The sequence below is a fragment of the Verrucosispora sp. CNZ293 genome (assembly GCF_002754655.1).
In genome coordinates, this window is record NZ_PEFR01000001.1 from 2,511,279 (window position 1) to 2,537,415 (window position 26,137).

The following is a 26,137-nucleotide window of genomic DNA, read 5'->3' on the forward strand; positions in this document are numbered from 1 at the left end:
ACGGGAAACCCGACGCCGACCCGAGGTGAACAAAGTACCGAGGATTCGTTACGAACGGTGAACGCTACTGCACTGAAAAGAACATCGACGCGGTCGACCAGGTCAGCTCCGGCGTCTGCTCGGCGATGAGCGTCGACGCGGCACCGTCCACCGCGGCGGTGGGCGCCAGGGTCGGGTCGAACGGCACGCTGCGCAGCGAACCGTTCGTCGCCCCGTAGACGATCTGCCCGTCCACCCAGGCCATACCGCGTACCGCGGACCAGGTCACGCCCGTGGTCGGCAGGACGAACTCGGTGGCACCCAGGTAGCCGCCGTCGATCTCGAAGTAGCGGTAGTACAGGTTGTTGGCGCCGCTGCGGGTGTAGTACAGCCGACCGTCGAGATAGAACCCGCCTGTCAACAGGGCCGGGTTGTACCAGTCGTTGTACCCGGACGCCTCCCAGGGCTCACCGATCGTCGCACCGTTGAACAGTGAGATGTCGATGCGGCTGCCGGTCAGTGTCCCGGCGACCGAATGGGACCAGAAGATCCGGTCGTCGACCCGCCACGAGGCGCCGGCGCTTGTGTAGTTCGGCTGGCTGACCACTGCGGCGTTGGCGGTGTCCAGGACACTGCCGTCGAAGGGCACCTTCGCCACCTCACCGGGGCCGACGTTCAGATAGAGGTGGCCACTGCTCTCCATGGGCGGGTTCTTCGGGGTGATGGTGCGCCCGCCGCTGAGCGGAAACATGCCGAGCCGACCGTGGTACTCGTTGCCCATGCCGTCGGAGTTGTGCCCGAAGTAGAGGCCGTCGCTGCCCCGCCACAGCACCGGCACGGAGGAACCCCAGGAACTGGCGCCGGAGGGCAACGCGGAGCCACCGCTGCGGCGGGGGTTCCAGTTCACCGGCATGCCGGTGGCCGGGGTCACCGCGCCGATGCCCAACCTGTCGATGGCGCCGTTGCCGGCCCGGTCGCTGGCGTTCGGGTTGTTCAGCCAGCGGAAGTGTCCGCCGAGGTAGATGATGTTGTCGGCCACCTCCACCGAGGTGATGGTGTCGTTACCCGTGAAGTTGACCCAGGTGGCGACCTGACCCGACCCCCGGTGGGCGGTCTCGAAGCGGACCAGCGCGTCGCAGTAGGCGCTCGGCCAGCCCGAACCGCCGTTGGTGCCCACGACGAACCAGGTGCCGTCACCGCCGAAGCGCACGTCCTGGACGTAGTGCACGAATGTTGCGGGGTTCGCGCATGGCGCCACGAACCGCTCCGAGCTCCAGTCGATGACGCTCGGTGTGCCGGTCACGTCGACAAGCGCGATCTGGTTACGCGGCAGGTCGTTGACGTAGAGGAAGTTGCCGCCGACGACGAGGGTGCCGCCGTCCGGGGAGACGTCGATGGTCCAGGCGTACATGTTGGTGCCGTGCCGACCGACGCTGGTGTTGATGTTGAAGGTCGGATCGATGGCGCCGGTGGTCGCGTTCAACCTGCCGAGTCCGGCGTGTGCGGTGCCGTTGAGCCAGTTGAACGCCCCGGCCACGTAGAGCCAGTTGCCGTGCAGCACCAGGTCCCGCACGGTGCCGCCGTCGGAGCGACCGACCCAACTGTCGATGATCATGCCGGTGGAGGGTTCGAGCGCCACCAGGTTCCGGCGGGACACACCGTTGACGTTCTTGAAGGCTCCGCCGACGATGAGCGTCCCGCCCGGGCCGGCTATGAGCGAGTTGACCGCGCCGTCGAGTACCGGCAGGAACGCCGTCGAGATCGTCCCGCTGGTCCGGTCGTACGCGAAGAGGTAGCTACGGGCGGTCCAGGCTGAGCTGGCCGTCTGACGGATCTGGGTGAAGCTGCCCCCGACGAAGACCGTGTTTCCGATCTCAGCGAAGGCCCGAGCCTCGCCGTCGCGGGCGTGTGGGGTCTGGCCGGCCGGGTTGGTCGAGACCAGGGTCGCCGGCTCGGGTACCGGCACCACGGCTGCGGACGCCGCGGTGGGCACGGCCAGTACAGCCGCGACGGTCACCAATGCGACCGTCGCGGCCCGGGTTCGATGCCGACGGGTGGAACGCCACGACAAGGAGAATCTGGGCACGCTACGCCTCCAGAGTGGACGAGAATGCACGTAGCGTGCCCGGTCCACGCTGGAGGGCGGCATCCGCCGATTGGACGGACGGTGGATCAGGAAACGGACAACCTCGCCGACAGTCGGATTTCCGACAGCCGTTGCGGCGGCCCGTTTCCCACGCCTCAGCTCACCTCAGGTCACCTCAGCTCAACGGCTCCCTCCGGTCGGTTGCCGCAGGTAGCTGTCCCGGCCGGCGGCGGCGAAGCCGGCCACTGCCGCCGCATCCTGGTTCATCAGCATGTTGCAGGTGCTGGTCGTCTTCGTCATGCCCGCCGAGTTGAAGTAGATCGCCGCCTTGATCTTCGGGTGGGCCTTCAGCGCCGCCGGGAACTCCTCGAACCAGCGGCGTTTCGCGTTCGGGTCGGCGGCGTTCATGTTGGTGCCGAACTCGGCGAGCATCCGGGGCTTGCCCGCGCCGATGCCGTTCTCGTCGAGCCACCGGTAGAAGGACCCGACCGTGGTGCTGGGGCTCTTCCAGACGGTGCTGCCGTTGCAGACGTGGAAGTTGTACGGGTCCCAGGCCACCCAGTCGACGTAGCTGTCACCGGGATAGAGCCCGGCGTACCTGTCGTAGTGCCCGGACCAGCCCATCATCGTCCAGACCCAGACCGCGTTGTCCGCCTTGGCGTCGGCGAACCTGTCGTGCACGTACCGCCAGGCGCGGACGAAGTCGGCGTCGCTGCCCTTGGCCGGCTCGTCCTCCGGCTCGTGGTCGAAGCCGATGAAGACCGGCTGGCCGATCGCCCGGATCCGGGCGGCAACCGCGTCGATTGTCGAGTCGTACCTACCGCTGTAGACGTCCTTCCAGGTCAGCACCGTGCCCGAGGAGAAGACCCGGCTCTCCCAGGCGAAGAACATGAGCCGCCCGTCGCGCATCTGCTGCTGCTGGAACTCGTCGGGGAAGGCGCCGTTGCTGCCGGTGTTGGAGAAGTCGTGGTAACGGTGGACGATGTCGAACTTCCGCCCGACCTGCTTCTCCACGTCGGTCACCGCCTTGCCGTGATCCCATCCGGCGGCGGCGCTCGTCGGCGAGTACATCCCCCACCAGGCACCGCAGCCGGGGACCAGTTTCGCCGAGACCGTGCCGCACTTGCCGGAGTCCGGCGGTGGCGGGGCGGTGGGGCTGGGCCGCGCGGGCGACGGGCTCACGCTCGGGGAGACGGTCGGCGAGGCCGGCGGACGACTGGCGGTGGCCGTCGGCGTCGGCGTCGGTGCGACGCTTGGCGAGGCCGACGGCGGTCGGCTACCCACGCCGTCGTAGCTGATCGACAGGCGGGGACGGAGATCGGCGCTGCGGTTATCGCCGGAGGCCCAGTAGATCCGGCTGCCCAGGCCGGCCTGGGACAGCGACAGGGTCCAGATGCCGTTGCCGGTGACCAGCCCCGAAACGTCCCACTCGTTGAATCCCTTGGCGACCCCGGTGACCGTGTCCAGCGCCGCGCCCAGCGGTGAGGGCGCCGGACGGGCCGCCCGGGCGTCCAGCCGGGACTCGTGCGCGCTCACCGTGGCGTCGAACTTCTGCCAGGCGTGCACCCGCAGCGTGGCCCGTACGTTCACCGCGTTCGCCGGCAACGTGGTCACCAGGAAGGTGAGCACCGCCTCGCGGGTGCCGCGCGGGTTGCCGTCGCAGGGTGCCGGGCAGGTCGCGAGCGTCGTCTTGACGCTGTTGTCGCCGTCCTGCGGCACCGTCGTGGCGGTGGTGTCCGCCACCACCGGAATCGACAGATCATCATCGGCTAACAGCGGCACCATTGTCGCGCCGAGCCCCAGCACCACAGTGGTGCCGATGACGCCGAGCATCACGGCTTTACGCCGGCCGCCACGACGCGGAATCAGGCGGTGCAGTCCGCGACTTGCCACGGATACTCCTCGTGTCTTCGACGATAACGCTGAGCAGCGTATCCGCGTACACAACAGAGCGTGCCAATGACGGCAGGACCTAAGCGCGTCTTAAAACTCACCTAAGACACCCCTACGCCTCCCACCCCACCTCACACCTCGCCCCACGGCCCACGCACCCTCGTCGGTAACCGTCACGGGGTGTGGGGCCGGGTGGAATGCTGGTCGGCGCAGGGTCAGCTTCCCGCACGCACGGCGGTGAGGGCGGCGGCCATCGCCGGGCGGGGGGCGGGCACACCGGTGAACTGCTCGAACTGGCCGATCGCCTGGGCCAGCAGCAGGTCCAGGCCGGAGACGATCCGGCAGCCGGCGGCCTCGGCGGCGGCGGCCAGCGGGGTCGGCCATGGATCGTAGATCGCGTCGAAGACCACGGTGCCCGCTCGCCAGCGCACCCTGCCGGCCAGTTCGTCGGCGGCACCCTTCGGCACGGTGGAGACCAGCACGTCGGCACCCGCCAACACGGACACCTCGGACCGCGCGGACGCCTCCGGCCACGGCGCGCTGGTCATCGGCACGCCGAGGGCGGCGGCCACCGGTTCCAGTTCGGCGAGCGCCGCCGGGCGGCGGGCCAGCACTGTCACCCCGGCGGCGTGCAGCCGGGCCGCCGCCGCGAGGGCCGCCCGCGCGGTACCACCCGCACCGAGCACCGTGACCGTGGCACCGGGGCCCACGCCCGCCCCGGTCAGCACCTCGACCATGCCCGTGACGTCGGTGTTGTCGGCGTACCAGGAACCGTCGGGGCGGCGTACCAACGTGTTGGCGGCACCCACGGCGGCGGCGACCGGCGAGACCTCGGCGGCCACCGCGAGCGCCGCCTCCTTGCCCGGCATGGTCACCGACAGCCCGGCCCACTCCGGCCCCAGGCCCGCGACCAGGGCCGGCAGCTCCGCCGCCGCGCACTCGATCCGGGTGTACGACCATCCGGTCAACCCGGCGGCGGCGTACCCGGCATTGTGGATCACCGGGGAGAGCGAATGGGTGATCGGCTTACCCAGCACCGCCGCCCGGTGCGCCGACGCCCCGGACACTGCCGCCACGCTCCCTGACTCAGCCACCATCGCTCCTCAGCAGTGGGCGCACCTGTCGCCTAACATCCAACAATGTCTGACAGCAGTCTGCGGCACCGCAAGGGCGAGATCACCCTCACCGTCCGGGGCACCGACCGGCAGCCGCTGGCCGACCAGGTGGTGACTGTCGCCCAGGAGCGGCACGCCTTCGCCTTCGGCAACATCGGCTTCGACTTCGTCGACCTGGTCGGTGGTCCCGGCCCGGCGGGGAGCAGCGACGTCGAGAGCTTCGGCGGCACCGCCCACCTGGACCTCGACCGGCTCGGTGAGTTGTGGCTCGACGTGTTCAACACCGCGACCCTGCCGTTCTACTGGGGTCGCTACGAGCCACGGCGCGGTGCCCCCGACACCGCACGTCTCACCGCCACCGCGCGGTGGCTGGCCGAGCGTGGTGTCACAGTCAAGGGGCACCCGCTGGTCTGGCACACCGTGCAGCCGTCGTGGCTTCTCGGCCTGGACCTCGACGAGGTCGAGCGGTTGCTGCGGGCCCGGATCCGGGACCTGTCCGGCGGGTTCGCCGGCCTCATCGACACCTGGGACGCGATAAACGAGGCGGTCATCATGCCCGTCTTCGACAACGGCGACAACGCGATCACCCCGCTGGCGCGGGCACGCGGGCGCATCCACCTGGTGCGGCTGGCGTTCGAGGAGGCGCGGGCGGCCAACCCGGCGGCCACCCTGGTGCTCAACGACTTCGACCTCAGCTCGGCGTACGAGTGCCTCATCGAGGGGGTTCTCGAAGCCGGTGTACGCATCGACGCGATCGGTCTGCAGACCCACATGCACCAGGGCTACCGGGGTGAGGAGTACATGCAGCAGATGCTCGACCGGTTCGCCAGGTACGGGCTGCCGCTGCACCTGACCGAGACCACGCTTGTCTCCGGCCACCTCATGCCGCCCGAGATCGAGGATCTCAACGACTACCAGATCCCACACTGGCCGAGCACCCCCGAGGGCGAGGCCCGGCAGGCCGAGGAGATCGTCCGGCACTACCGGTTGCTGCTCGCCCACCCGTCGGTGCAGGCGGTCAACTACTGGGGGCTCACCGACCACGGGGCGTGGCTCGGTGCGCCCGCCGGCCTGGTCCGCGTCGACGGCAGCCCGAAGCCGTCGTACGACGCCCTGAAAGCACTCGTCAAGGGCGAGTGGTGGCTGCCGCCGACCCAGCGGCGCACCGACGCGGACGGCACCGTCACCGTCGAGGGCTTCCTCGGCGACTACACCGTCAGCGTCGGCGACCGCACCGCGCGCTTCACCATCGACGCCGCCGACACCACCACGATCGTCGACCTGCCCTGACCCCGACCACGGCCGGGGGCCGGACCGGTCAGATGATCCCGGCCTCCCGGGCCTTGGCCTCGTTCTTCAGGTGGTCCTCGTAGGTGTTGGCGAAGGCGGAGTTGCCTTCCTTGTCGATGGCCACGAAGAACAGCCAGTCTCCGGCCGGCGGATCCATCGCCCCTTCGAGGGCTTCCTTGCCCGGATTGTTGATCGGGGTGGGGATCATGCCGCGCAGCTTGCGGCTGTACGGGTTCTTGGTGTCGAGCAACTCGTCCCGGGTCATCTCGGCCGACGTCTTCGTCTTCTGCCCGGTCAACTCCAGGTAGTAGTTGACCGTGACGTCCATCTCCAGGCAGCCGCAGTCGAACGTGCCCGAGTAGGCCCGGTTGTAGGCGACCCGCGCGACCTTGCCGAGATCCTTCTTGGTGCCGGCCTCGGCCTGGGCCAGCGACGCCACGATCAGCGCCTCGTACGGGCTGATCCCGCCGCGTTCCTTCTGCACCCGGTCGGCGAACTCCATCTCACCGGTGACGGTGAGGAAGTGGTCGACCATCTGCTTGAGGATCGTCTCAGCGGTGGCGTCCGGCGGGATCTCGTAGGTGTCGGGGAACAGGAAACCCTCGATCGACTTCTTGGGCTTCTTGCCGTCCTCCCGCTTGAACCACCAGTCCGGTACGCCGAGCTTCTCCGGGTCCTTCGCGGCGGCCTCGAACTCCTTGACCGGAATCTCGGTCTCGTCGCTGAGCAGCTTGAAGATGCTCTTAGCGGTGCGGCCCTCGGGGATGGTGAGCCCGTTGACGACCCGGTTCTGCGGGTCGAGCATCGCGGCGAGGGCCATCTCGCCGCTCATCTGCTTGCGCAGTTTGTAGGTGCCGGGCTGGATGTTGCGGCTGCGGGAGTTCGCGTCGGCCGCCTCGATGAACGCCTTGGTGCTCTTGACCACACCGGCGTCGTGGAGCGCCACGGCCATGTCGGCGAGGAACGCGCCCTGCGGGATCTGGACTGTCACGTCCTCGGTGCCCCCGCCGTCGTAGTCCGGGGTGACGAAGTAGCTCTGGATCCGGTCGAAGCCGTAGAAGGCACCCCCGCCGATGCCGCCGAGCAGCACCACGGCGAGCAGCAGGGCCAGAACGGTCTTGCCCCGCCCGCCACCGGACCGGCCGCCCTTACGGCGTCCCCGGCGGTGTTTGCCCTTCTCCCCCCGCTCCTGCTCGTCGAACCCGAGGTCCAGATCGTCCATCATTGCGTCCGCCTCCGCTGCGCATCCAGCCAGCTCTGCAGAATTTCCACCGCGGCGGCCTGGTCGACCACCGCCCGTTGTCTCTTCCCCCGGACACCGCGCTCGGCAAGCCTACGACTCGCCACGACCGTGGACATCCTCTCGTCGGTGAGCGTCACCGGGACAGGACTTATCACATCAGCCAGTTGTCGAGCGTACGCCTTCACGTGTTCGGCTGCGGGGCCATGTTTGCCGGCGAGATTGACCGGAAGGCCCACCACCACCTCGACGGCCTCGTGTTCGGCGACCAGCGCGGCGAGTTCGGCAAGGTCCGAGGGAACCGCCTCTGACCTGGGCTTCTGCTCCCGCGCGAGGGTGACCAGCGGGGTGGCGAGGACCCCGTGCGGATCGGACCGGGAGACCCCTATCCGGACCTGCCCGACGTCCACTCCCAGGCGTACCCCCCGGGGCGAGTCGTTCACGCCGCGTCACCTCCCCGGACAAACGCGTCAGGGCGGACCGCGTCGGTCCGCCCTGATCCGCTGCGCTGAGGACTCACGCGTCGGCGAGCGCCTTCTCGACCGTGAGCAACAGTCGGGGCACCTCCGACTCGGGCAGCCCGCCGCCCTGCGCCAGCTCGGGACTACCGCCGCCACGACCGGAGAACGCGGCCTTGACCAGATCATTCGCGGCGATGCCCCGACTGCGGGCGGCCGGGTTCACCGCCACCACCAGCGACGCCTTGCCATTCGCCCGGGCGGCCACCGCCACCACTCCCGGCCGGGACGCGTCGATCCGGCCCCGGATCTCCTGGGCGAGGGTGCGTACGTCGTTGCCGGCCGCTCCCTCGGGCGCCTCGGTGCCCACGTAGGCGACCCCGTGCACGTCCTTGGCCTGGGCGGCGAGCGCCGCCGCGCCACCGAGGACCAGCTGCGCGCGTAGCTTCTCCAGCTCCTTCTCCGCGTCACGAAGCTGGGTGACCGTCTGCTCGACCCGGTCCGCGACCTGCTCGGAGGGGACCCGGTACAACTCGGCGAGCCGCGCCACCAGCAGGTGCTCGCGGGCCAGAAAGTTGAACGCGTCCATCCCGACGAGCGCCTCGACCCGGCGTACGCCGGACCCGATTGACGACTCGGAGAGGATCTTCACCAGGCCGAGCTGGCCTGAGCGGGCCACGTGGGTGCCACCGCACAGCTCGCGGGCGTAGTCACCGACCTCGACCACCCGGACGTGTTCGCCGTACTTCTCACCGAAGAGCGCCATGGCACCGATCCGCCGCGCCTCGTCCAGCGAGGTGATGAAGGCGTGCACCTCCAGGTCGGCCAACAGCACCTCGTTGACCTGCTGCTCGACGTCGCGCAGCACGCTCGGCGCCACCCCGGTCGCGGTGTTGAAGTCGAACCGCAGCCGGCCGGGCGCGTTCAACGAGCCGGCCTGGGTGGCGGACTCGCCGAGGAAGTTACGCATGGTCTGGTGCACCAGGTGGGTGGCGGTGTGTGACCGGGAGATCGCCCGCCGCCGACTGGTGTCGATCTCGGCGTAGCCGGTCTCCCCCGCCCGCACCTCGCCCCGCAGCACCCGGGCGCGGTGCACGATCAGACCCGGCACCGGCTGCTGCACGTCGAGGACCTCGACCTGGCCGCCGCCCACCGTGATCATGCCGAGGTCGGGCTGTTGACCACCGCCCTCGGCGTAGAACGGGGTGGTGTCGAGCACCAGCTCGATCGTGTCACCCTCGACGGCCGCCGCGCGCGGACCCTCGCTGCCGAGCACCGCCCGGACCGTCGACTCGCGGGCCACCTCCGTGTACCCGGTGAACGTCACCGGACCACCGGCGTCGAGCACCGACCGGTACGCCGACAGGTCGGTGTGCCCGGTCTTGCGCGCCTGCGCGTCGGCCTTGGCGCGGGCGCGCTGGTCGGCCATCAGCCGGCGGAAGCCCTCCTGGTCGACGTTCAGGCCCTGCTCGGCCGCGATCTCCAGGGTCAGGTCGATCGGGAAGCCGTAGGTGTCGTGCAGCTGGAAGGCCTTGTCTCCGGAGAGCGCCGGCCGCCCCGCCGACTTCGTCTCGGAGATCGCGGTGTCCAGGATCGTCGTACCGGCCCGCAACGTGGCCAGGAACGCGTCCTCCTCCGCGTACGCGTACGCGGAGATCCGGTCGAAGTCCGCCGCCAGCTCCGGGTACGACGGGGCCATGCAGTCCCGGGCCACCGGCAGCAGCTCCGGCAGGGCCCGCTCCTGCCAGCCGAGCAGCCGCACCGAGCGGATCGCCCGACGCATGATCCGTCGCAGCACGTACCCGCGACCCTCGTTGGACGGGGTCACCCCGTCGCCGATGAGCATCAGCGCGGTACGCACGTGGTCGGCGATCACTCGCAGCCGCACGTCGTCCGGGTGGGACTGGTTGGCGGCGTGACCCGAGTGCGCGCCGTACCGCTTGCCGGTCAGCTCGGCCGCCCGGTCCAGGATCGGGCGGACCTCGTCGATCTCGTAGAGGTTGTCGACCCCCTGGAGGAGCGAGGCCATCCGCTCCAGGCCCATGCCGGTGTCGATGTTCTTCGCCGGCAGGTCACCCAGGATCGGGAAGTTCTCCTTGTCGGTGCCCGGGCCCCGCTCGAACTGCATGAAGACGAGGTTCCAGAACTCCAGGTACCGGTCCTCGTCGACCTCCGGGCCGCCCTCCGCGCCGTAGGCCGGGCCCCGGTCGTAGTACAGCTCGGAGCACGGGCCGCACGGGCCGGGAATGCCCATGGACCAGAAGTTGTCCTTCTTGCCCCGACGCACGATGCGCTCGTCGGGCACCCCGGTCCGGCGCCAGATCTCGTACGCCTCGTCGTCGTCGAGGTAGACCGTGGCCCAGATCCGCTCCGGGTCCAGTCCGAACCCACCGGCCTCGACCGACTTCGTGGCCAGGTCCCAGGCGAGCGGGATCGCGCCGTCCTTGAAGTAGTCGCCGAACGAGAAGTTTCCGTTCATCTGGAAGAACGTGCCGTGTCGGCTGGTCTTGCCGACCTCGTCGATGTCCGGCGTACGGATGCACTTCTGCACACTCACCGCGCGCTGGTACGGCGGCGTCTGCTGACCGAGGAAGTAGGGGACGAACTGCACCATGCCGGCGTTGACGAACAGCAGGTTCGGGTCGCTGATGGCGGGCAGCGGAGCGGACGGCACCACGGTGTGACCGTTCGCCTCGAAGTGGGCGAGGTACCGCCGCTTGATCTCCGCCGTCTTCATCGCTGGTGTTCCTCCGGAAAGATTTCTCGGTCGCCGATACGCGGGTCCTCCCGCAGCTCGGCGAACTGGTCGTCGAACGCCTCGCCCTGGGCGAACGCCTCGTGGATCTCGTGCTCCCGCTCGGCCATTCCGGCGCGTACGTCCGCCACGAAGCTACGCAGTTCCTCGACGAGTCCGCCAGCGGATTGCGAGAGGTTGTCGGCGATGCCGGCCGGGGTGTACGCGTGCGCGGCGCGGGTCGCCTTGCGCACCACCACGACACCGACGGCCAGCCCGATGCCCAGCCAGAAAAGGCGCCTCATGCTCGTACCTCCCGGTGCCGTTGGTTCAGCGGTTCCCGCGCCGGGCGGCGCGTCGCTGAGCCTTGATGGTGTCCCGCACCTCGCGTTCGGTCTCGGCGTGCCGGCGGGTGGCGGCGGCCTTGCGCACGCCGTACCCGAACGCGGCCACCTTGACCAGCGGGTTGGCCGCGGCCGCGGAGACCACGGTGACCAGGTTGGCGACGTTGGCGCTGATGTTCTGCGCGTGGCTGGTCATGGTGTCGACCTTCGCCAGTTGGAGGTTCACGCCGTCCAGGGAGGTCTGCACCTGCTCCAGGGTCACGTTGACGTTGCGAACCGTGGTGTTGACGTCACCGAGCAGGGGCCCCGTCCGGTCGTTGAGGTCGTTGATCATGCGGGTGGTGGCGTCCACGGTGTGCCGCAACCGAAGGATGGGCAGCGTCAGGATCAGCACCAGCATCGCGAACGCGATAGCCGCGATCAACGCCGCGACCTCCAAAAAGCCCACGCCAGTCCTCCTCAACTAGTGCCTTCGGGGTGCCAGGCCCCTGAGCAGCACGACCGTCTCGCCCACGTCAACGTCGAGTGCCCGGCCGACGACCGGTCACCACCAGCACCTGACCCTACCGTCCGTGATGACGATCGGCTCAGGACGGTGGCGACGGTGTCAGATCGCCCAACGGGTCATCGGTAAGTGTCGGGAAGGGATCCTCACCGGTGAGTGACGGATCGGTGCTCGGCTGTGGCCGCGTCCGCTCGTCGTCGATCGCGTTGCGGACCTTCACCGACACCAACGATCCGGGGCACTCCTGCGCCGTGGTGGCCGGGTCGGGGGCGGGCACCACGGCGGGTTCGCCGTCCACGGGTGGCGGCACGCAGGTCCGCTCCCGTACCCAGAGGTCGAGGGTCAGCTCGTCCCGCCGCCAGCAGGTGTAGCTGCCCTTCTCCTCCTGTTCCGGGCAGTAGTTGGGCGTCCACCGCTGCCAACCGTCACCGCTCAGCGCGGCCTCGTACGCCTGGGCGGTCTCGTCCGGCGAGCGGTCGGAGGTGACAGTGCGTTCCCGCAACCGGCAGTCGAGCAGGCACCACTGGCTGCCGCTGACGTCGTCGACCGGTTGGACAGCGGCCCAGGACGGCACCTCCAGTTCGTCAAGCGAGGCGAAGACCGGGTCCCGGTTCATGCTCTGCAGGCCAAAGAACGCCGGAAGGACACCGAGCAGGAGCACGCTGGCCAGCACCAGAACGGCCGTGCGCAGGCGCGCTGAGCCCGGCGTCTGCCGACGCGGCTCACCGCCGTCGTCGGTCAGGTCATTCTCGGACCGATCGACGTCGGCGGAATCCGGCAGGTCGGGACGCCGGAACGTCGGTTCCACCCCGGGGCGCGGCCCGGCCGGGTCGACAGGCGCCACGGCAGCCGCGGCGCGAGCCACAGCCGGAGCCTCGCCGGCTCGCGTCGGCGGTACCGGCGGCACCCCTGAGGGTTCGGGACGTGCCGGATGCCGATGCGGCGGAGCCGCCCGGCCGGCGAGCCGGTCCTCCGGACGCACCGGGGCACCGGCCCGGGCTGTGACCGGCGAACCGGCTGGTCCGATGCCGGCTGCCCGACCGGGGTCGGCAGCGCCGGGTGGGCCGGCATCGGGCCGGTGTGGACCAGCATCGGGCCGGACCGTGTCACGGGCGGGACCCGGTGGCGGCCCACCCGGTCGACCCGCCGTCCCGTCCGGCCGCACCGCACCACGCGGCGGCACCGCAGGCGAACCGTCAGGACGCACCGCACCACGCGCCGGCGGACCGTCGGGCCGCACCGCACCACGCGGCGGCACCGCAGGCGAACCGTCAGGACGCACCGCACCACGCGCCGGCGGACCGTCGGGCCGAGCCGCACCACGCGGCGGCACCGCAGGCGAACCGTCAGGACGCACCGCACCATGCGGCGGCACCGTAGGCGAACCGTCGGGCCGCACCGCACCACGCGGCGGGCCCGCAGGCGAGCCGTCGGGTCGGCTGGTCGGGCCGGTGCCGCCGATTCGCGGTAGGGCACCGGCTCGGCGGACCGGCTCGGGTCCATCCGGACCCGACGCCGGACCGGTCATCGGAGTGGGTCGGCCACGGCCGGCGGGTGGCCCGTCGGGGCGGCGGACAGGGCCGGCGCCCGGACGTTCCGGTACCGGATCGGCACCGCGTCCGTCGGTAGGTGCGGTGCCCGCCGGCGATCGACCGGACGCACCGCCGACGTCCCCGCCACGGCGGTCGCCCACCGTCGGCGTGCCACCGGAGGGCGTACCGACCACGCGGCCGGGCGGTGCGCCCGCCGGTGTCGCAGGCCGCTTGCTGATCGTGGGCAACGCCGGGTCGGTGTGGTGCGGCCGTCCGGCCTGCCGGAGCCAGTCGGACGGCCGCTGCGGCCGTCCGGCCCGGCCATCCCCGGACAGACCGGCGGGAGGCGGCTCGGTACCGGCCACCGCGTGCCGGCCGGACGGTTCCTCGTCCGCCGCGCGCCGGCCGCGGGTCAGTGTGTCGTCCGCCTCGGCCGCGCGGCGCCCCCGCGGTGGCTCGACCGGCCCGTCCTGGGGCCGACGACCGAAGGGTGGCTCCGGCGGCTCAGGTGCAGCCCGACGACCCGACGCCGCGTCGGCCGACCCGTCCGCGCTGGGTGCGGTCCGGCGGTCCCGGTCGGTGACGGCCGGGCCGCCCGGCTTGCCGTGCCCGGTGGCTGCGGGTCCACCGGCCGGAGGGCCGGAGGGCACGCCGGGAATCGGTGGCGCGTTGCCGGACAGCGGCACCACCGGCGGCTGCTCCGGTGGCTCGGCAGCTCGCCGCCGGCCGGCCCGCAGGCCGCCGCCGGCCGGAGCGCCGCCCGGGCGACCGGCGGCGGGCGTCATGGCCGGCGCACCCGCGCCGGCGGCCGGGCCGGGCCGCTCGGGACCCTGCGGTCCGGCCGGGTCCGGTGCGACGCGCCGGGCACCTCGCGGTGGCGTCGGGTCCGGCACACCGGGCGGCGGTGTGGTGATCGGAGCGTCGAGCCCACGGGGTCGGCCGGGCCCGGCGAAACGCGCGGCTCGGGCGTCGGGAACGCGGCCGGGATCGGTGCGGTCCGGCGGGAGCGGGCCGGTGACCGGCTCCGCCGGTGCCGGGGCGTGGCTGGGTTCGGTCTCCGAGGGCAGCCGGCGGGGGCTGGCGGGGGCGGCGTTCGGCCGTACGCCGGGCAGTCGACGCGGCCCGGGTTGGCCCGCCACGGGAGCCGGCGCACCCGGCACCGGCCCCGGTGGCCGGCCCGGACCGTTCGGTGCTCCGGACACCGGGCCGGCGTCCGGAGTCGGACCGGTACCGCCCGGGCCACCCGGCACCGGCTCACCGGGGTGTGGTCGCCGGGCGGCCGGCCCGGGGGCACCGGGCTGCCGTGGCCAGCCGGCCGGAGGGGTGTTCGGCGCACCGGGCTCGGGCCGGGCGGCGGCCGGTGGTGGCGGGGCGAACGGCGGAGGCGCCGGTGGCCGTTCCCGCCCCACGGGCGGCGTGCCGGCGGGCGGCCGGGCAGCCGGGGCACCCGGCCACGGACCGTCGACCGGCCGTGCTCGTGGCGGTTCAGCCGGGCCACGGGCGGGAGGCGGTGCGGCGGGAGGCTCGCCAGCGAGGCCGTCGGGGCCCAGCTCAGCGCGCTGCTGCTTGGCCGAACGCAGGTCGTCGATCCAGCCGAAGTCCTCGCCGCCACCCGGTTCCTCCGGGGCGGGCTCGGATTTGCCCCGACCCCAGCGGCGGCCCTTGCCGCGCCGCGCCTCCGGGCCCTCGTCCGGTCGGTCCGACGAATTCACTGTTGACCCCTCCCGTCGGCGCGAGCGCCGACCTCTTCAGCCACCTGGGCGTCCGTGGCCGTACGCCGGTCGCCGTCGTCCCCCCGGACGACACCTGTGTGTCCAGGCGACCGTTCTCCGCCGGCTCGTCCGGGCGAGCGGCTGTGGACAGCCCCCGGACGATCCGGCGCAGCAGCGGCAGCCGGCCGGCCACCGATCGCTCCGCGCCATGCTGGCTCGGCCGGTAGTAGTCGGTGCCGACCAGGTCGTCGGGCACGTACTGCTGGGTGACCACGCCCCGCTTGTCGTCGTGCGGGTAGCGGTAGCCGATGCCGTGGCCGAGACCCCGGGCACCTGAGTAGTGGGCGTCGCGCAGGCCCCGGGGCACCGGCCCACCCCGCCCGGCCCGCACGTCGGCGATCGCCGCTCCGATGGCGGTGGTCGCCGAGTTGGACTTGGGCGCGGTGGCCAGGTGGATCACGGCCTGGGCGAGATTGAGCTGCGCCTCGGGCAGGCCGACGTACTCCACCGCGTGCGCCGCGGCGGTCGCCACACCGAGCGCACCCGGATCGGCCATGCCGACGTCCTCGCTGGCGAAGATGACCAACCGCCGAGCGATGAACCGGGCATCCTCCCCGGCGACAATCATCCGGGCCAGCCAGTGCAGTGCGGCGTCCACGTCGGACCCACGCATGCTCTTGATGAAGGCACTCGTCACGTCGTAGTGGGCGTCCCCCGCCCGGTCGTAGCGGACGGCCGCGGTGTCCACCGCCCGTTCGGCGGTGGCCAGGTCGATCTGCCCGCCACCCAGCGCGGTCGCCGACGACGCCGCCGCCTCCAGCGCCGTCAGCGCCTTGCGGACGTCACCGCCGGCCAACCGGACCAGGTGCTCCTCGGCCTCGGGCGCGAGGGTGAGCGCCCCGGCCAGCCCACGCTCGTCGACGACCGCGCGGCGCAGCAACCCGCGTACCGCCTCGTCGTCGAGGGGCCGGAGGGTGAGCAGCACACACCGGGAGAGCAGTGGGGAGATGACCGAGAAGTACGGGTTCTCGGTGGTGGCCGCCAGCAGGGTGACCGTGCGGTCCTCCACCGCGGCGAGCAGTGAGTCCTGCTGGGTCTTGCTGAACCTGTGCACCTCGTCGATGAAGAGCACCGTCGGCGGGCCGCCCGAGCGTCGCTGTCGCCGGGCCGTGTCGATCACGGCGCGGACGTCCTTCACTCCGGCGGTCAACGCCGACATGGCGACGAAGCGGCGATCCGTCGCGGCGGCGACCAGGTGGGCGATCGTGGTCTTGCCGCTGCCCGGCGGCCCCCAGAGGATCACCGACATCGGCGCGCTGCCGGCGACCAGCTGCCGCAGCGGCGCGCCGGGGGTGAGCAGGTGTTCCTGGCCGACCAGCTCGTCCAGATCGGCCGGGCGCATCCGGACCGGCAGCGGCGCGTCCGGCCCGGCCGGAGTGAAGCCGCCGACACCAGCGGAACCCGCAGGCGCACCGGGTGCTGCGGCGGGTTCACCGAGGGTGAAGAGGGCGTCGGACTCCATCACGAGAACAGTACCGGGCTCAGCCGACAACGTCGGAATCGCGCCGCCGGCCGAGCCCGGGGTGATCGTTTCCGGTCAGCCGCGTCCGGGGCGGCGGCCCCGGTACCAGCGACCACCGCCGCCACCCGGCCCCCGGCCGACCCCGGCCAGGTAGAGCGAGAGCAGCAGCAGACCGATCAGGACCAGGGTGTTCCAGTTGAACAGGTCGGGCGCGCCGAGTTTGGTGTCCAGCAGATCCAGCAACAGGGCGAAGCCGAAGACGACGGCCGCGGCGATGGCGAGCATGACGGTCCTCCGGTGGGGGTTTCCAGTAGGTCGGCGCGGGATGTACCCGATCGGTCGACTCGCCAATCTCCACCCTGGATCACGGGCCCGTTCGTCGGCTACACCGGCACGGCCCCGCTCACCTCGGTGCGGTTCGCCTGATCGTCGGCGGGGCCGCCGTCGACCGGTTCCGCCTGGTCGGAGGCCGGGTCGTCGGGCCGCCTCGGTTGGCCGGTGGTCGGGGCGGCGTTCCGGGCGGCCCGCCAGGCGGGCAGGTACAGCGGCGCGGCGACCGCCAGCGCGACAGCACCGACAAGCATCGCCGTGCTCACCCCGGCCCGGTCACCGACGAAGCCGAGCAGCACGCCGCCGAGCGCACCCGCCGGCATGGCCACCATCGAGTTCACCGAGATCACGCTGGTCCGGTACGGGCCGTCGACCTGCCGGTGCAGCAGTCCCATGTGCAGCGGGTTCGACGCGCCGTGCACGGCATGGCAGATGAAGAACGCGATGAGCACACCGACCGGGCCGGCGAGCAGCGCCATCCCGACCACCGTGACACCCTGCACGATCCGCAGCAGCGCGGCACCGGGCGCGGCACCGAGCCAGCGGATGAGCAACGGGGTCAGCGCCGCGCCGGCCGCGGAGGCCAGCCAGGCCACGGTGCTCGCCGGTCCGAGCAGGGCGGCGGCCCGGTCGGCGTCACCGATCACCTCGGCCAGCCGGATCGGCAGCAGGCTCTCGAAGGCCACCATCCCGAAACCCCAGAACAGCTCGACCGTGACCAGGGCCAGCAGCACCCGGGAGCGACGCAGCAGGCCGAACGCCTCGCCGACCATGCGCGGAGCCGCCCGGACCGAGGCCCGCACCGCACCGGGCCCGCTCGCCGGTCGCCGTTCCACGAGCAGGATCAGCAGCGCCACAAGTGAGATCCCCTGGAGCACCACGGCGGCCAGCACCGGCGTGGTCAGGGCGCTTACCGGACCCAGCGGACCGAGAGCGACCAGGCCGCCGCTGAGCAGGGCGCCGGCCGCGATGCTCAGGCCGAGCACGGCACCGCCCTGACCGAGCCCCTTCTCGTACCCGGCATCCGGGTCGACGGCCAGGGTGCTGTCCACGTACCAGGACTCCAGGGGGCCACTGTCCAGGGCGCGGAACACGCCCTGCAACGCCCAGACGGCGGCCAGCAGGGCGAACGAGTCCGCCACCACCAGCAGGCCCATCGAGACGAGGCCCACCACGCTCGCCACCACCAGCACCGGTTTGCGGCCCAGCGCGTCGGCGAACCCGCCGGTCGGCAACTCCAGGGCCAGCACCACCACCCCCTGGGCGGCGGCGGCCAGACCGATCTGGGTCAGGGTCAGGCCGCGCTCCTGCATCAGCAGGATCACCACCGGGATGAGCAGGCCGGTCGGTAGCCAACGCAGGCCGTGCAGGACCAGGAACCGACGCCGGACCTGGCGTACGGACAGCTCGCTCACGGCGTCCTGCCGAGCAGCAGCGGGAGGGAGGCGAGGAAGATCTGCACCTGCTCGGCGCCGGGCTCATCCGGATCGGCCGCGGCCCGGTAGCGCTCCAGGGTGCGCCACAGCTCTTCCTGGAGTTCCTTGAGCCGGGTCGCCGGGATGGTCATGAAGGCGTCGCTCATGCCGAAGGCGTCACGCCACTCGGGTGACCACTCGTCGCGGACGGCGAACCACCGCTCGGTGTACTCGACGAAGAGGCGGACCTGCTCGGCCTGGATCCACTCCATCGCGGCCCGGGCGTCGGGGTCGTCGTCGAAGTCGCTGTTCTCCCAGCTTGTCACGTCGTGCCCGGCCCGCCACCACCGCTGCCGCCCGGTGCCCCGGTCGGGCTCCTCGACCACCAGGCCGACCTCGGCCAGTTGACGCAGGTGGTAGCTGGTCGCGCCGGTGTTGGTGTCGAGCAGGCCGGCGAGGGTCGTAGCGGTGGCCGGTCCGTTGACCCGCAGCGCGCCGAGCAGCCGGGCCCGCAGCGGATGCGCCAGCACCCGGACCTGCCGGTGGTCGAGCCACACCTGCCGTGGCGACTGTGGGTTCTCGTCGACTGCCATAGATGCACAATATCTGTGCACAGAATCTATGCACAATAGTTGTGCATAATCTTCCCGGCAGAATCGCTCAGTGGCCAGCGGAGTTGGCGAGCAGTTCCGAGACACCGCGCAGCCGGGTACGGAGCAGGGCGGCGGCGCGGGACGAGTCGAGGCGTACCTCGGTGGGGCGTACCACTCCGGCGGCGGCTCCGGTGGTGGTCTTCAAACCGGCCGGGTCGATGCCCTCCCGGCGGGCCACCAGCAGTCCCAGCTCCGCCCGGCTCACCGCGTCCGGGCCTGCCACGTTGAGCGGGCCGGCGACATCGGAGTCCACCAGCTCCAGCACGGCGGCGGCGAGATCACCGACGTCGATCGGGCAACGCAGCTCGTCGGTGAACAGGGTCGCCCGACCGGCCAGGGCCTCCCGGCAGAGCTGGATCTGCTTGCTCCCCTCCCCAGGATCAGCGAGGTGCGCACCAGCACGGCGCCCGGGTCGAGCGCCCGCACCGCCGTCTCCGCAGCCGCCTTCGCCGCACCGTACGGGAAGATCGGCGTGGGCGGGTCGTCATCGGCGTACGCCTCGGGTCGCCCGGCGTGCAACGCGTCGCTGGAGATGTGCACCAACCGGGCCCCCACCCGGGCGGCGGCGTACGCCACGTGCGCCGCCCCGTCGGCGGTGACCCCCCAGTCGCCGTACCGGTAAGGGGTGGCGACCACCGCGTCCGGGCGTACCGCCGCGACCAGGTCGACCACCGCGGCCCGGTCGGTCACGTCCAGCCGACGCACCCCGACGCCCGCCACGCCGACTTCACCGGAGTGGCACGTCCCCACCACCCCCCACCCGGCGGCGATCCCCCGCCGACAAACCTCCCGCCCCAGAAACCCGCTCCCACCCACCACCAACACCCGCACAACACCCTCCCCTCCACACCCCACCCTCACATCGTTGATCATGAACTTATTGCGCGACACGCCGGGGACACGCCGGACAACAGGACAACAGGTTCATGGTCAACAGCAAGCGCCCCGGCCCTGAGTGGGGGCCGGGGCGCTGCGGGGTGGGTCAGGTGGGGTCGGCTACGGGGGCGGCGGGGCCGGCCGTGCCGGGGTGGGTGGGTGCGGGCTGGGGCTTGGGTTTGGCGTCGATGCCGGCTTCGGTGCGCTGCTGGGCGGTGATGGGGGTGGGGGCACCGGTCAACGGGTCGAAGCCGCCTCGGGTCTTCGGGAAGGCGATCACCTCGCGGATCGAGTCGGCGCCGGCGAGCAGCATGCAGACCCGGTCCCAGCCGAACGCGATGCCGCCGTGCGGCGGCGGGCCGTAGCTGAACGCCTCCAGCAGGAAGCCGAACTTGTCCTGCGCCTCCTCGGGGGTGATGCCGAGCAGGTCGAACACCCGCTGCTGCACGTCGCGGCGGTGGATACGGATCGAGCCGCCGCCGATCTCGTTGCCGTTGCAGACGATGTCGTACGCGTACGCCAGGGCCCGGTCCGGCGCCTCCTCGAACCGGTCCATCCACTCCGAGTTCGGCGAGGTGAACGGATGGTGCACAGCGGTCCAGCCGCCCTCGTCCGTCCGCTCGAACATCGGCGCGTCGACCACCCAGCAGAACGCCCAGGCGCTCTCGTCGACCAGACCGGCCCGCTTGGCGATCTCGATCCGGGCCGCACCGAGCAGCTCCTGCGCCTCGCGGGTCTCCCCGCTGGCGGCGAAGAAGATCGCGTCGCCCGGCTTGGCGCCGACCGCGTCGGCCAGCCCGGCCAGGTGCTCGGCCGACAGGTTCTTCGCCACCGGCCCGCGTGCCTCGCCGGTCTCGGCGTCCAGCACCACGTACGCCAGCCCCTTGGCACCACGGGCCTTGGCCCAGTCCTGCCAGCCGTCCAGTTCCTTCCGGCTCTGGCTGGCCCCGCCCGGCATGACCACCGCGCCGACGTAGCCGCCCGCGTCGATCGCCGCGGCGAAGACCCGGAACTGGGTGCCGCGCAGGTAGTCGGTCAGCTCGGTCAACTCGACGCCGTACCGCAGGTCAGGCTTGTCCGAGCCGTACCGCGCCATGGCGTCGTGCCAGGTGATGCGCGGGATGGGTCGGGGAATCTGGTGGTCGGCCAGCTCCGACCAGAGCTTGGCGACGATCGCCTCACCCAGGTCGATCACATCGTCCTCGGTGACGAAGGACATTTCGATGTCGAGCTGGGTGAACTCCGGCTGCCGGTCGGCCCGGAAGTCCTCGTCGCGGTAGCAGCGGGCGATCTGGTAGTAGCGCTCCATGCCGCCGACCATCAGCAGCTGCTTGAACAGCTGCGGCGACTGCGGCAGCGCGTACCAACTGCCCGGTTGCAGGCGCACCGGGACCAGGAAGTCGCGGGCGCCCTCCGGCGTGGACCGGGTCAGCGTCGGCGTCTCGATCTCCAGGAACTCCCGCTCGTGCAGCACGCTGCGGGCGAGCTGGTTGGCCCGCGACCGCAGCCGCATGGCCCGAGCCGGGCCGCCGCGCCGCAGGTCGAGGTAGCGGTACTTGAGCCGGACGTCGTCCCCGGCCACCACCTGGTCGTCCACCGGCAGGGGCAGCGGCGCGGCCTCGGAGAGCACCTCCAGCTCGGCCGCCGTCACCTCGATCTCACCGGTGGGCAGCTCCGGGTTCTCGTTGCCCTCGGGCCGCCGGGTGACCTCACCGACGACCTTGACGCAGTACTCGTTGCGCAGCGCGTGCGCGTCCTCCTCGCGGAGGACCACCTGCACCACGCCCGAGCCGTCGCGCAGGTCGACGAAGATGACACCGCCGTGGTCGCGCCGGCGGGCCACCCACCCGGCGAGCGTCACCGTGGTGCCGGCGTCCGTCGCGCGCAGGCTGCCGGCGTCATGGGTACGGATCACGACGTACGTCTCCCTCGTCTGCTCAACCACTGTGCTCCCGCATTCTGCCCGCCCCCGTTCCTCGGGTGTGCGGAAGGGCCCCTTGTTAACGCCTGCGGTAGCGGAACGGCCCTGCCGAGCGTTCGTCAGCGGGTGCGGCTCACGGCGGTGACCCTCGGGTCCGCGGCGTAACGGCGGGCGACGTCGTCGGCGTCGCCAGCGGTGGCACCGGGATCGAAGAGCACCTCCAGGCACGATGCCTGCGAATCGTCGAATCCGAAGCCGGCGATGAGGTGCTGGGGATCGAAGCGGTCGCTCTCGCGCGTCATCTCGTCGACGGCCACGTCCGGCCGCACGCACACCACCACCTCGGGCTGCGCACCACTCCAGGCCAGGGCAGGAGCCGACGCGCCGATGGTGAGCAGGAGAGCCGCCGCCACGCCGATCACGGTGGCCCGGCCGAGCGCCGGCCGGCTCGCCGGCGAGACCCCGAGCGCGGTCCGACCCGCTGGCAGGGCCACCGCGCCGAGGGCGGCCAGGGCGTACGCCCACAGCGCCCGCTTGTCCGCCGTGTCGTACAGGGCCAACGCGACGATGCCGGCGCCGATGGTGTGGGTGACCGAGGCGACCACCCGGAACTCGGGCTCGCCGACAACTGCCGCAGGTATCGCGGCAAGCGCGCCGAGCACCAGGAGCAGCCCGACAAACCAGTACGCGTTCCATTCCCGACGGGCGTCCACGATGAGCAGCACCCAGGCCGCCACCTGCCCGCCCACGACAATCAGCGGGCGTAGCTGCGCCAGGAATCGTACGACCATCAGGCGACCGTACGTTATGGAATTGAATCGGGACAGTGCGGCGGGCCGCCGGAGGGAACCCGGCGGCCCGCTGACGGAGGAGGTTCTCCTGGTACGGGAAGGATCAGTACACGCTGACGCCGTAGCGGCTCAGCACCGGCCCGACCGGCTGGAAGAAGGTGGTGCCGCCGGTGGAGCAGTTGCCGCTACCGCCCGAGGTCAGGCCGAGTGCGGTGCCGCCGCTGAACAGCGAGCCGCCGCTGTCACCGGGCTGGGCGCAGATGTTGGTCCGGATCAGACCGCGAACCTGGCCCTCGGCGTAGTTGACAGTGGCGTTGAGCGCGGTCACCGAGCCGCTGCGCAGGCCGGTGGTGCTGCCGGAGCGCTGCGCCGACTGCCCGACGTACGCGTTGCCGGAGCCGGTGATGTCCCGGAAACTGCCGTTGTAGAGGGAGACGTTGCCCGGCTGCACGGTGCTCTGGTTGCTGTACCGGACGATGCCGTAGTCGCTGCCCGGGAAGACGCTGCCGGCACGGGAGCCGAGCAGCGAGGTCTGGCCCGAGTTGCTGTACCAGTTCGCGGCGATGTTGGTGCAGTGCCCGGCGGTGATGAAGTAGTAGGTGCTACCGGCCCGGACGTTGAAGCCGAGCGAGCAGCGCCCGCCGCCCTGGGCGTAGATGGCCTGGCCGCCGGAGATGCGGGTGCTCAGCACGCCGGCCTCGGCCTCGATGCGCACCGCACCGTTGGTCCGCGCGGCGGCGGCCTTGACCCGCTCCAACTTGGCGCCGGTGACAGTGCTGTCCACCGAGACGACGACCTGGTTGGTGGCCGGGTCGACCCACCAGGCGGTGCCGGGGATCGCGGCGGAGCGGTCCAGCTCGGCGGTGGCGCGGTTCAGCTCCTTGGCACCGCGCTTGACCACCTTGGGGGTGGCGCCGGCAGCGGCCACCTGGCGGGCGGCGACGGCGTCGGTGACGGCTACGACCATCTTGCCGGTGGCGTCGGCGTAGGCACCGGCGGCGCGGTCACCGAGGCGGTCGGCGAGGGCGGCGGCGGCGTCGGGCGAGACGGATGCGGGTGCCGCCTGGGCGGGCGCGCCGGCCAACAGGCCGCCGACCAGGGTTCCGGCCGCGGCGACGGTGACGACGCGGCGCAGCATTGACCTCGTGGGTCGCATGTAACAGCCTCCCGGTTGGGGGTTTGGGGCCCTGTCATGCCGACAGGAGCGGGGGCAACTCGGCCACCTGGGGAAATGGCCGAGCGATGGAAAGTATTCACATATTTAAGATCGTAAGCAAGACCCCCGTTTGCCCGAATTCACCCATCGGCCACAGGTAACCTCTCCGCAACATTGTGGACACAGAAAGTCATCTATACGCTCCGGTAACCGCCGCTGTCCGGCACCCGTGAACCGGAGGCCACCATGACCCTCGTCCGACGTACGCTGGCCACCCTCGCCGGCGTCACCGCCCTCGTCCTGCTCGTCGCCAGCCCCGCGACGGCCGACCCCGGCCCACCGCCCACCTCGATGGCCAGCCTCGGCGACTCCATCACCCGCGGCTTCAACGCCTGCGGGTGGTACGTCGACTGCACCAGCCGCTCGTTCAGCACCGGCAGCGACTCCACGGTCAACAGCCACTACCTGCGCATCCGTCGGGTCGAGCCGGCAATCAACGGACGCAACCACAACGCCGCCCGCACCGGCGCGAAATCAGCCGACCTGTACGGCCAGGCCGGCACCGCGATCAGTCAGGGCGTCGACTACGTGACGATCCTGATCGGCGCGAACGACGCCTGCACCAGCTCGGAGTCGACGATGACCTCCCCGGCCACCTTCCGGGCGAACATCGACTCCGCGTTGAACCGGCTGAAGACCGGCCTGCCGAACACCAGGGTCTTCGTGATCAGCATCCCGGATGTGCACCGACTCTGGACGGTCGGCAAGGGCAGCGGCAGCGCCCGTACCGCGTGGTCGCTCTTCGGCATCTGCCAGTCGATCCTGGCCAACCCGACCTCCACCGCCCAGGCCGACGTCGACCGGCGCACCCGGGTCCGCCAGCGGGTGATCGACTTCAACAGCCAGCTCGCGGCGGCCTGCGCCGCGTACGGCTCGAACTGCCGATACGACGGCAACGCCGTCTTCGGCTACCCCTTCACCCTCGCCCAGCTCTCCACCTGGGACTACTTCCACCCCAACACCACAGGCCAGCAGACCCTAGCCACCATCTCCCACCCCGCCGGCTTCCCCTGGTAACCCCACCCACGCCCTCACCCCTCACCCCCGCGATCTTGCACTTATCGTCGCGTCACATCGGGATACAACGCCCGTAACGGCGACCGAAAGTGCAAGATCGCGGGGGACGGGGGGACGGCGTCAGGTCACGAGGGGCTTGAGGTCCTGGCGGGGTGGGGTCCATTCGCCGGGGGCGGCGGTGAGTTGCTCGCCGGAGCGGATGTCCTTGACCTCGTCGGGGGTGCCGTCGGCGCCGGGGAACCAGACGTACGGGATGCCGCGCCGCTCGGCGTACCGGATCTGCTTGCCGAACTTGGCCGCGCTCGGCGACACCTCGGTCGGGATGCCCCGGGACCGCAGCGCCCCGGCGATGGAGTCGCTGGCCGGCCGCAGGTCCTCGTTCGTCACCGCGACCAGCACACAGGTCGGCACCTCCCGCGACACGGACAGCGCGCCCGCGCCGAAGAGCAGCCCCAGCAACCGGGTCACACCGATGGAGATACCCACCCCGGGAAAGCGGGCGGTGCCGGCGCTGGCCAGGTTGTCGTACCGGCCGCCGGAGCAGATCGAGCCGAACCGCTCGTACCCGATCAGCTGCGTCTCATAGACGGTGCCGGTGTAGTAGTCCAGACCCCGGGCGATGCGCAGGTCCGCCACGCAGAGACCGGGCGAGTGCGCGGCAGCCGTCTCCACCACCCGGACCAACTCGTCCACCCCCTCGTCGAGCAGCGGATCACTGACCCCGAGCGCGCGCACCGCGTCGGCGAAGGAGGCGTCCGGTGCGGAGATCTCGGCAAGTGACAGCACCGCCTTGGCCTGCGCCTCGCTCGCCCCGGCGGTGGTCGCCAGCAGCTCCGTCACACCGGCCGGACCGATCTTGTCGAGCTTGTCGACAGCGCGCAGCGCCGCCTCCGGGTCGGTCAGCCCGATACCCCGGTAGAAGCCCTCGCAGATCTTGCGGTTGTTCACCTGGATGCGGATCGGCGGGATCGGCAGCGAGCGCAACGCGTCGCCGACGACGAGCGGCATCTCCGCCTCGTGGTGCGTCGCGAGGGTGTCCCGGCCGACGATGTCGATGTCGGCCTGAAGGAACTCCCGGTAGCGACCCTCCTGGGGGCGCTCGCCGCGCCACACCTTCTGGATCTGGTAGCGGCGGAACGGGAAGTTCAACTTGCCGGCGTTCTCCAGCACGTACCTGGCGAACGGCACGGTCAGGTCGAAGTGCAGGCCGAGCGAGTCGTCACCGGCCGCGCCGTCGGGGTCGGCGTGCAGCCGCCGGATCACGTAGACCTCCTTGGAGGTCTCCCCCTTGCGCAGCAGCTGGTCCAACGGCTCGACCGCCCGGGTCTCCAGCGGCGCGAAGCCGTACACCTCGAAGGTCGACCGGATCCGGTCGAGCACGAACTGCTCGATCATCCGCTGGGCGGGCGTCCACTCCGGGAAGCCGGAGATGGGCGTGGGCTTGCTCATGACGTACTCCCTCGGCAGCCGCGCGCCGCGCGGCAGGGTGGTCTGCTGGCGATGCCGCG

General features: G+C 71.5%; 20 protein-coding genes and 1 pseudogene. 3 read left to right on the plus strand and 18 right to left on the minus strand.

The features are described from left to right. Positions 1-64: 64 nt before the first annotated feature. From CLT74_RS11430 to CLT74_RS11440, 3 genes are all read right to left on the minus strand, one after another. Positions 65-2,065, minus strand: a complete 2,001-nt coding sequence (locus CLT74_RS11430) for a hypothetical protein (RefSeq protein ID WP_486582246.1) — start codon at positions 2,063-2,065, stop codon at positions 65-67. A 180-nt stretch (positions 2,066-2,245) separates the two neighbouring features. Further along, the gene (locus CLT74_RS11435; protein ID WP_099846508.1) at positions 2,246-3,958 is read right to left on the minus strand and encodes a glycosyl hydrolase; all 1,713 of its coding nucleotides are present in this window, start codon (positions 3,956-3,958) and stop codon (positions 2,246-2,248) included. A 215-nt stretch (positions 3,959-4,173) separates the two neighbouring features. Further along, a complete protein-coding gene (locus tag CLT74_RS11440; RefSeq protein WP_486582719.1) occupies positions 4,174-5,025 on the minus strand; it encodes a shikimate dehydrogenase in 852 nt (283 codons plus the stop codon). Between the two features lie 72 nt (positions 5,026-5,097). On the opposite strand from CLT74_RS11440, the gene CLT74_RS11445 reads away from it, so the two are divergent. After that, complete coding sequence (locus CLT74_RS11445; RefSeq protein ID WP_099846510.1) at positions 5,098-6,363, plus strand: endo-1,4-beta-xylanase; 1,266 nt, start codon at positions 5,098-5,100, stop codon at positions 6,361-6,363. 28 nt (positions 6,364-6,391) lie between these two features. Here the strand turns inward: CLT74_RS11445 and mltG are convergent, their stop codons facing one another. The 6 genes from mltG to CLT74_RS11475 all read right to left on the minus strand — a co-directional run bounded on the left by mltG (position 6,392) and on the right by CLT74_RS11475 (position 12,425). Continuing rightward, complete coding sequence (gene mltG / locus CLT74_RS11450; protein ID WP_099846511.1) at positions 6,392-7,588, minus strand: endolytic transglycosylase MltG; 1,197 nt, start codon at positions 7,586-7,588, stop codon at positions 6,392-6,394. Continuing rightward, positions 7,585-8,046, minus strand: a complete 462-nt coding sequence (gene ruvX, locus CLT74_RS11455) for a Holliday junction resolvase RuvX (protein WP_099846512.1) — start codon at positions 8,044-8,046, stop codon at positions 7,585-7,587. Before ruvX ends, mltG begins: the two co-directional genes overlap by 4 nt. Positions 8,047-8,119: 73 nt before the next feature. Beyond that, positions 8,120-10,798: an alanine--tRNA ligase gene (alaS, locus tag CLT74_RS11460; RefSeq protein ID WP_099846513.1), complete on the minus strand. Its 2,679-nt coding sequence runs from the start codon at positions 10,796-10,798 to the stop codon at positions 8,120-8,122. Then, positions 10,795-11,100 (minus strand): hypothetical protein, encoded by a 306-nt coding sequence (locus CLT74_RS11465; protein WP_099846514.1) that lies wholly within the window; start codon positions 11,098-11,100, stop codon positions 10,795-10,797. The genes alaS and CLT74_RS11465 overlap by 4 nt, the downstream gene beginning before the upstream one ends. Before the next feature lie 25 nt (positions 11,101-11,125). After that, a complete protein-coding gene (locus CLT74_RS11470; RefSeq protein WP_099846515.1) occupies positions 11,126-11,587 on the minus strand; it encodes a DUF948 domain-containing protein in 462 nt (153 codons plus the stop codon). A 139-nt stretch (positions 11,588-11,726) separates the two neighbouring features. Continuing rightward, positions 11,727-12,425, minus strand: coding sequence for a hypothetical protein (locus CLT74_RS11475; RefSeq protein ID WP_486582720.1), 699 nt, complete (start codon positions 12,423-12,425; stop codon positions 11,727-11,729). A 341-nt stretch (positions 12,426-12,766) separates the two neighbouring features. Between CLT74_RS11475 and CLT74_RS11480 the strand changes: the two genes are divergently transcribed. After that, positions 12,767-13,024 carry a hypothetical protein gene (locus CLT74_RS11480; RefSeq protein WP_158240242.1) on the plus strand — a complete coding sequence of 86 codons (258 nt, stop codon included), beginning with the start codon at positions 12,767-12,769 and terminating at the stop codon, positions 13,022-13,024. Between the two features lie 1,703 nt (positions 13,025-14,727). Here the strand turns inward: CLT74_RS11480 and CLT74_RS11485 are convergent. The 8 genes and pseudogenes from CLT74_RS11485 to CLT74_RS11520 all read right to left on the minus strand — a co-directional run bounded on the left by CLT74_RS11485 (position 14,728) and on the right by CLT74_RS11520 (position 23,552). After that, on the minus strand, positions 14,728-16,410 hold the full coding sequence (locus CLT74_RS11485) for a replication-associated recombination protein A (RefSeq protein WP_486582250.1): 1,683 nt from the start codon (positions 16,408-16,410) through the stop codon (positions 14,728-14,730). A gap of 75 nt (positions 16,411-16,485) precedes the next feature. After that, a complete protein-coding gene (locus CLT74_RS11490) occupies positions 16,486-16,695 on the minus strand; it encodes a hypothetical protein (RefSeq protein WP_093404409.1) in 210 nt (69 codons plus the stop codon). 98 nt (positions 16,696-16,793) lie between these two features. Beyond that, the gene (locus tag CLT74_RS11495; RefSeq protein WP_099846516.1) at positions 16,794-18,155 is read right to left on the minus strand and encodes an MFS transporter; all 1,362 of its coding nucleotides are present in this window, start codon (positions 18,153-18,155) and stop codon (positions 16,794-16,796) included. Further along, positions 18,152-18,748: a helix-turn-helix domain-containing protein gene (locus CLT74_RS11500; RefSeq protein WP_099846517.1), complete on the minus strand. Its 597-nt coding sequence runs from the start codon at positions 18,746-18,748 to the stop codon at positions 18,152-18,154. The genes CLT74_RS11495 and CLT74_RS11500 overlap by 4 nt, the downstream gene beginning before the upstream one ends. A gap of 67 nt (positions 18,749-18,815) precedes the next feature. Then, positions 18,816-19,639 (minus strand): annotated as a pseudogene (locus CLT74_RS11505) (sugar nucleotide-binding protein). 151 nt (positions 19,640-19,790) lie between these two features. Next, positions 19,791-21,599: an aspartate--tRNA ligase gene (gene aspS / locus CLT74_RS11510; RefSeq protein WP_099846518.1), complete on the minus strand. Its 1,809-nt coding sequence runs from the start codon at positions 21,597-21,599 to the stop codon at positions 19,791-19,793. A gap of 125 nt (positions 21,600-21,724) precedes the next feature. Beyond that, complete coding sequence (locus CLT74_RS11515; protein ID WP_099846519.1) at positions 21,725-22,396, minus strand: hypothetical protein; 672 nt, start codon at positions 22,394-22,396, stop codon at positions 21,725-21,727. 103 nt (positions 22,397-22,499) lie between these two features. After that, positions 22,500-23,552 carry an alpha-lytic protease prodomain-containing protein gene (locus CLT74_RS11520; protein WP_099846520.1) on the minus strand — a complete coding sequence of 351 codons (1,053 nt, stop codon included), beginning with the start codon at positions 23,550-23,552 and terminating at the stop codon, positions 22,500-22,502. 246 nt (positions 23,553-23,798) lie between these two features. Between CLT74_RS11520 and CLT74_RS11525 the strand changes: the two genes are divergently transcribed. Further along, positions 23,799-24,629 carry an SGNH/GDSL hydrolase family protein gene (locus tag CLT74_RS11525; RefSeq protein ID WP_099846521.1) on the plus strand — a complete coding sequence of 277 codons (831 nt, stop codon included), beginning with the start codon at positions 23,799-23,801 and terminating at the stop codon, positions 24,627-24,629. Between the two features lie 120 nt (positions 24,630-24,749). Here the strand turns inward: CLT74_RS11525 and hisS are convergent, their stop codons facing one another. Continuing rightward, on the minus strand, positions 24,750-26,078 hold the full coding sequence (hisS, locus tag CLT74_RS11530) for a histidine--tRNA ligase (protein ID WP_099846522.1): 1,329 nt from the start codon (positions 26,076-26,078) through the stop codon (positions 24,750-24,752). Between the last annotated feature and the right edge of the window lie 59 nt (positions 26,079-26,137).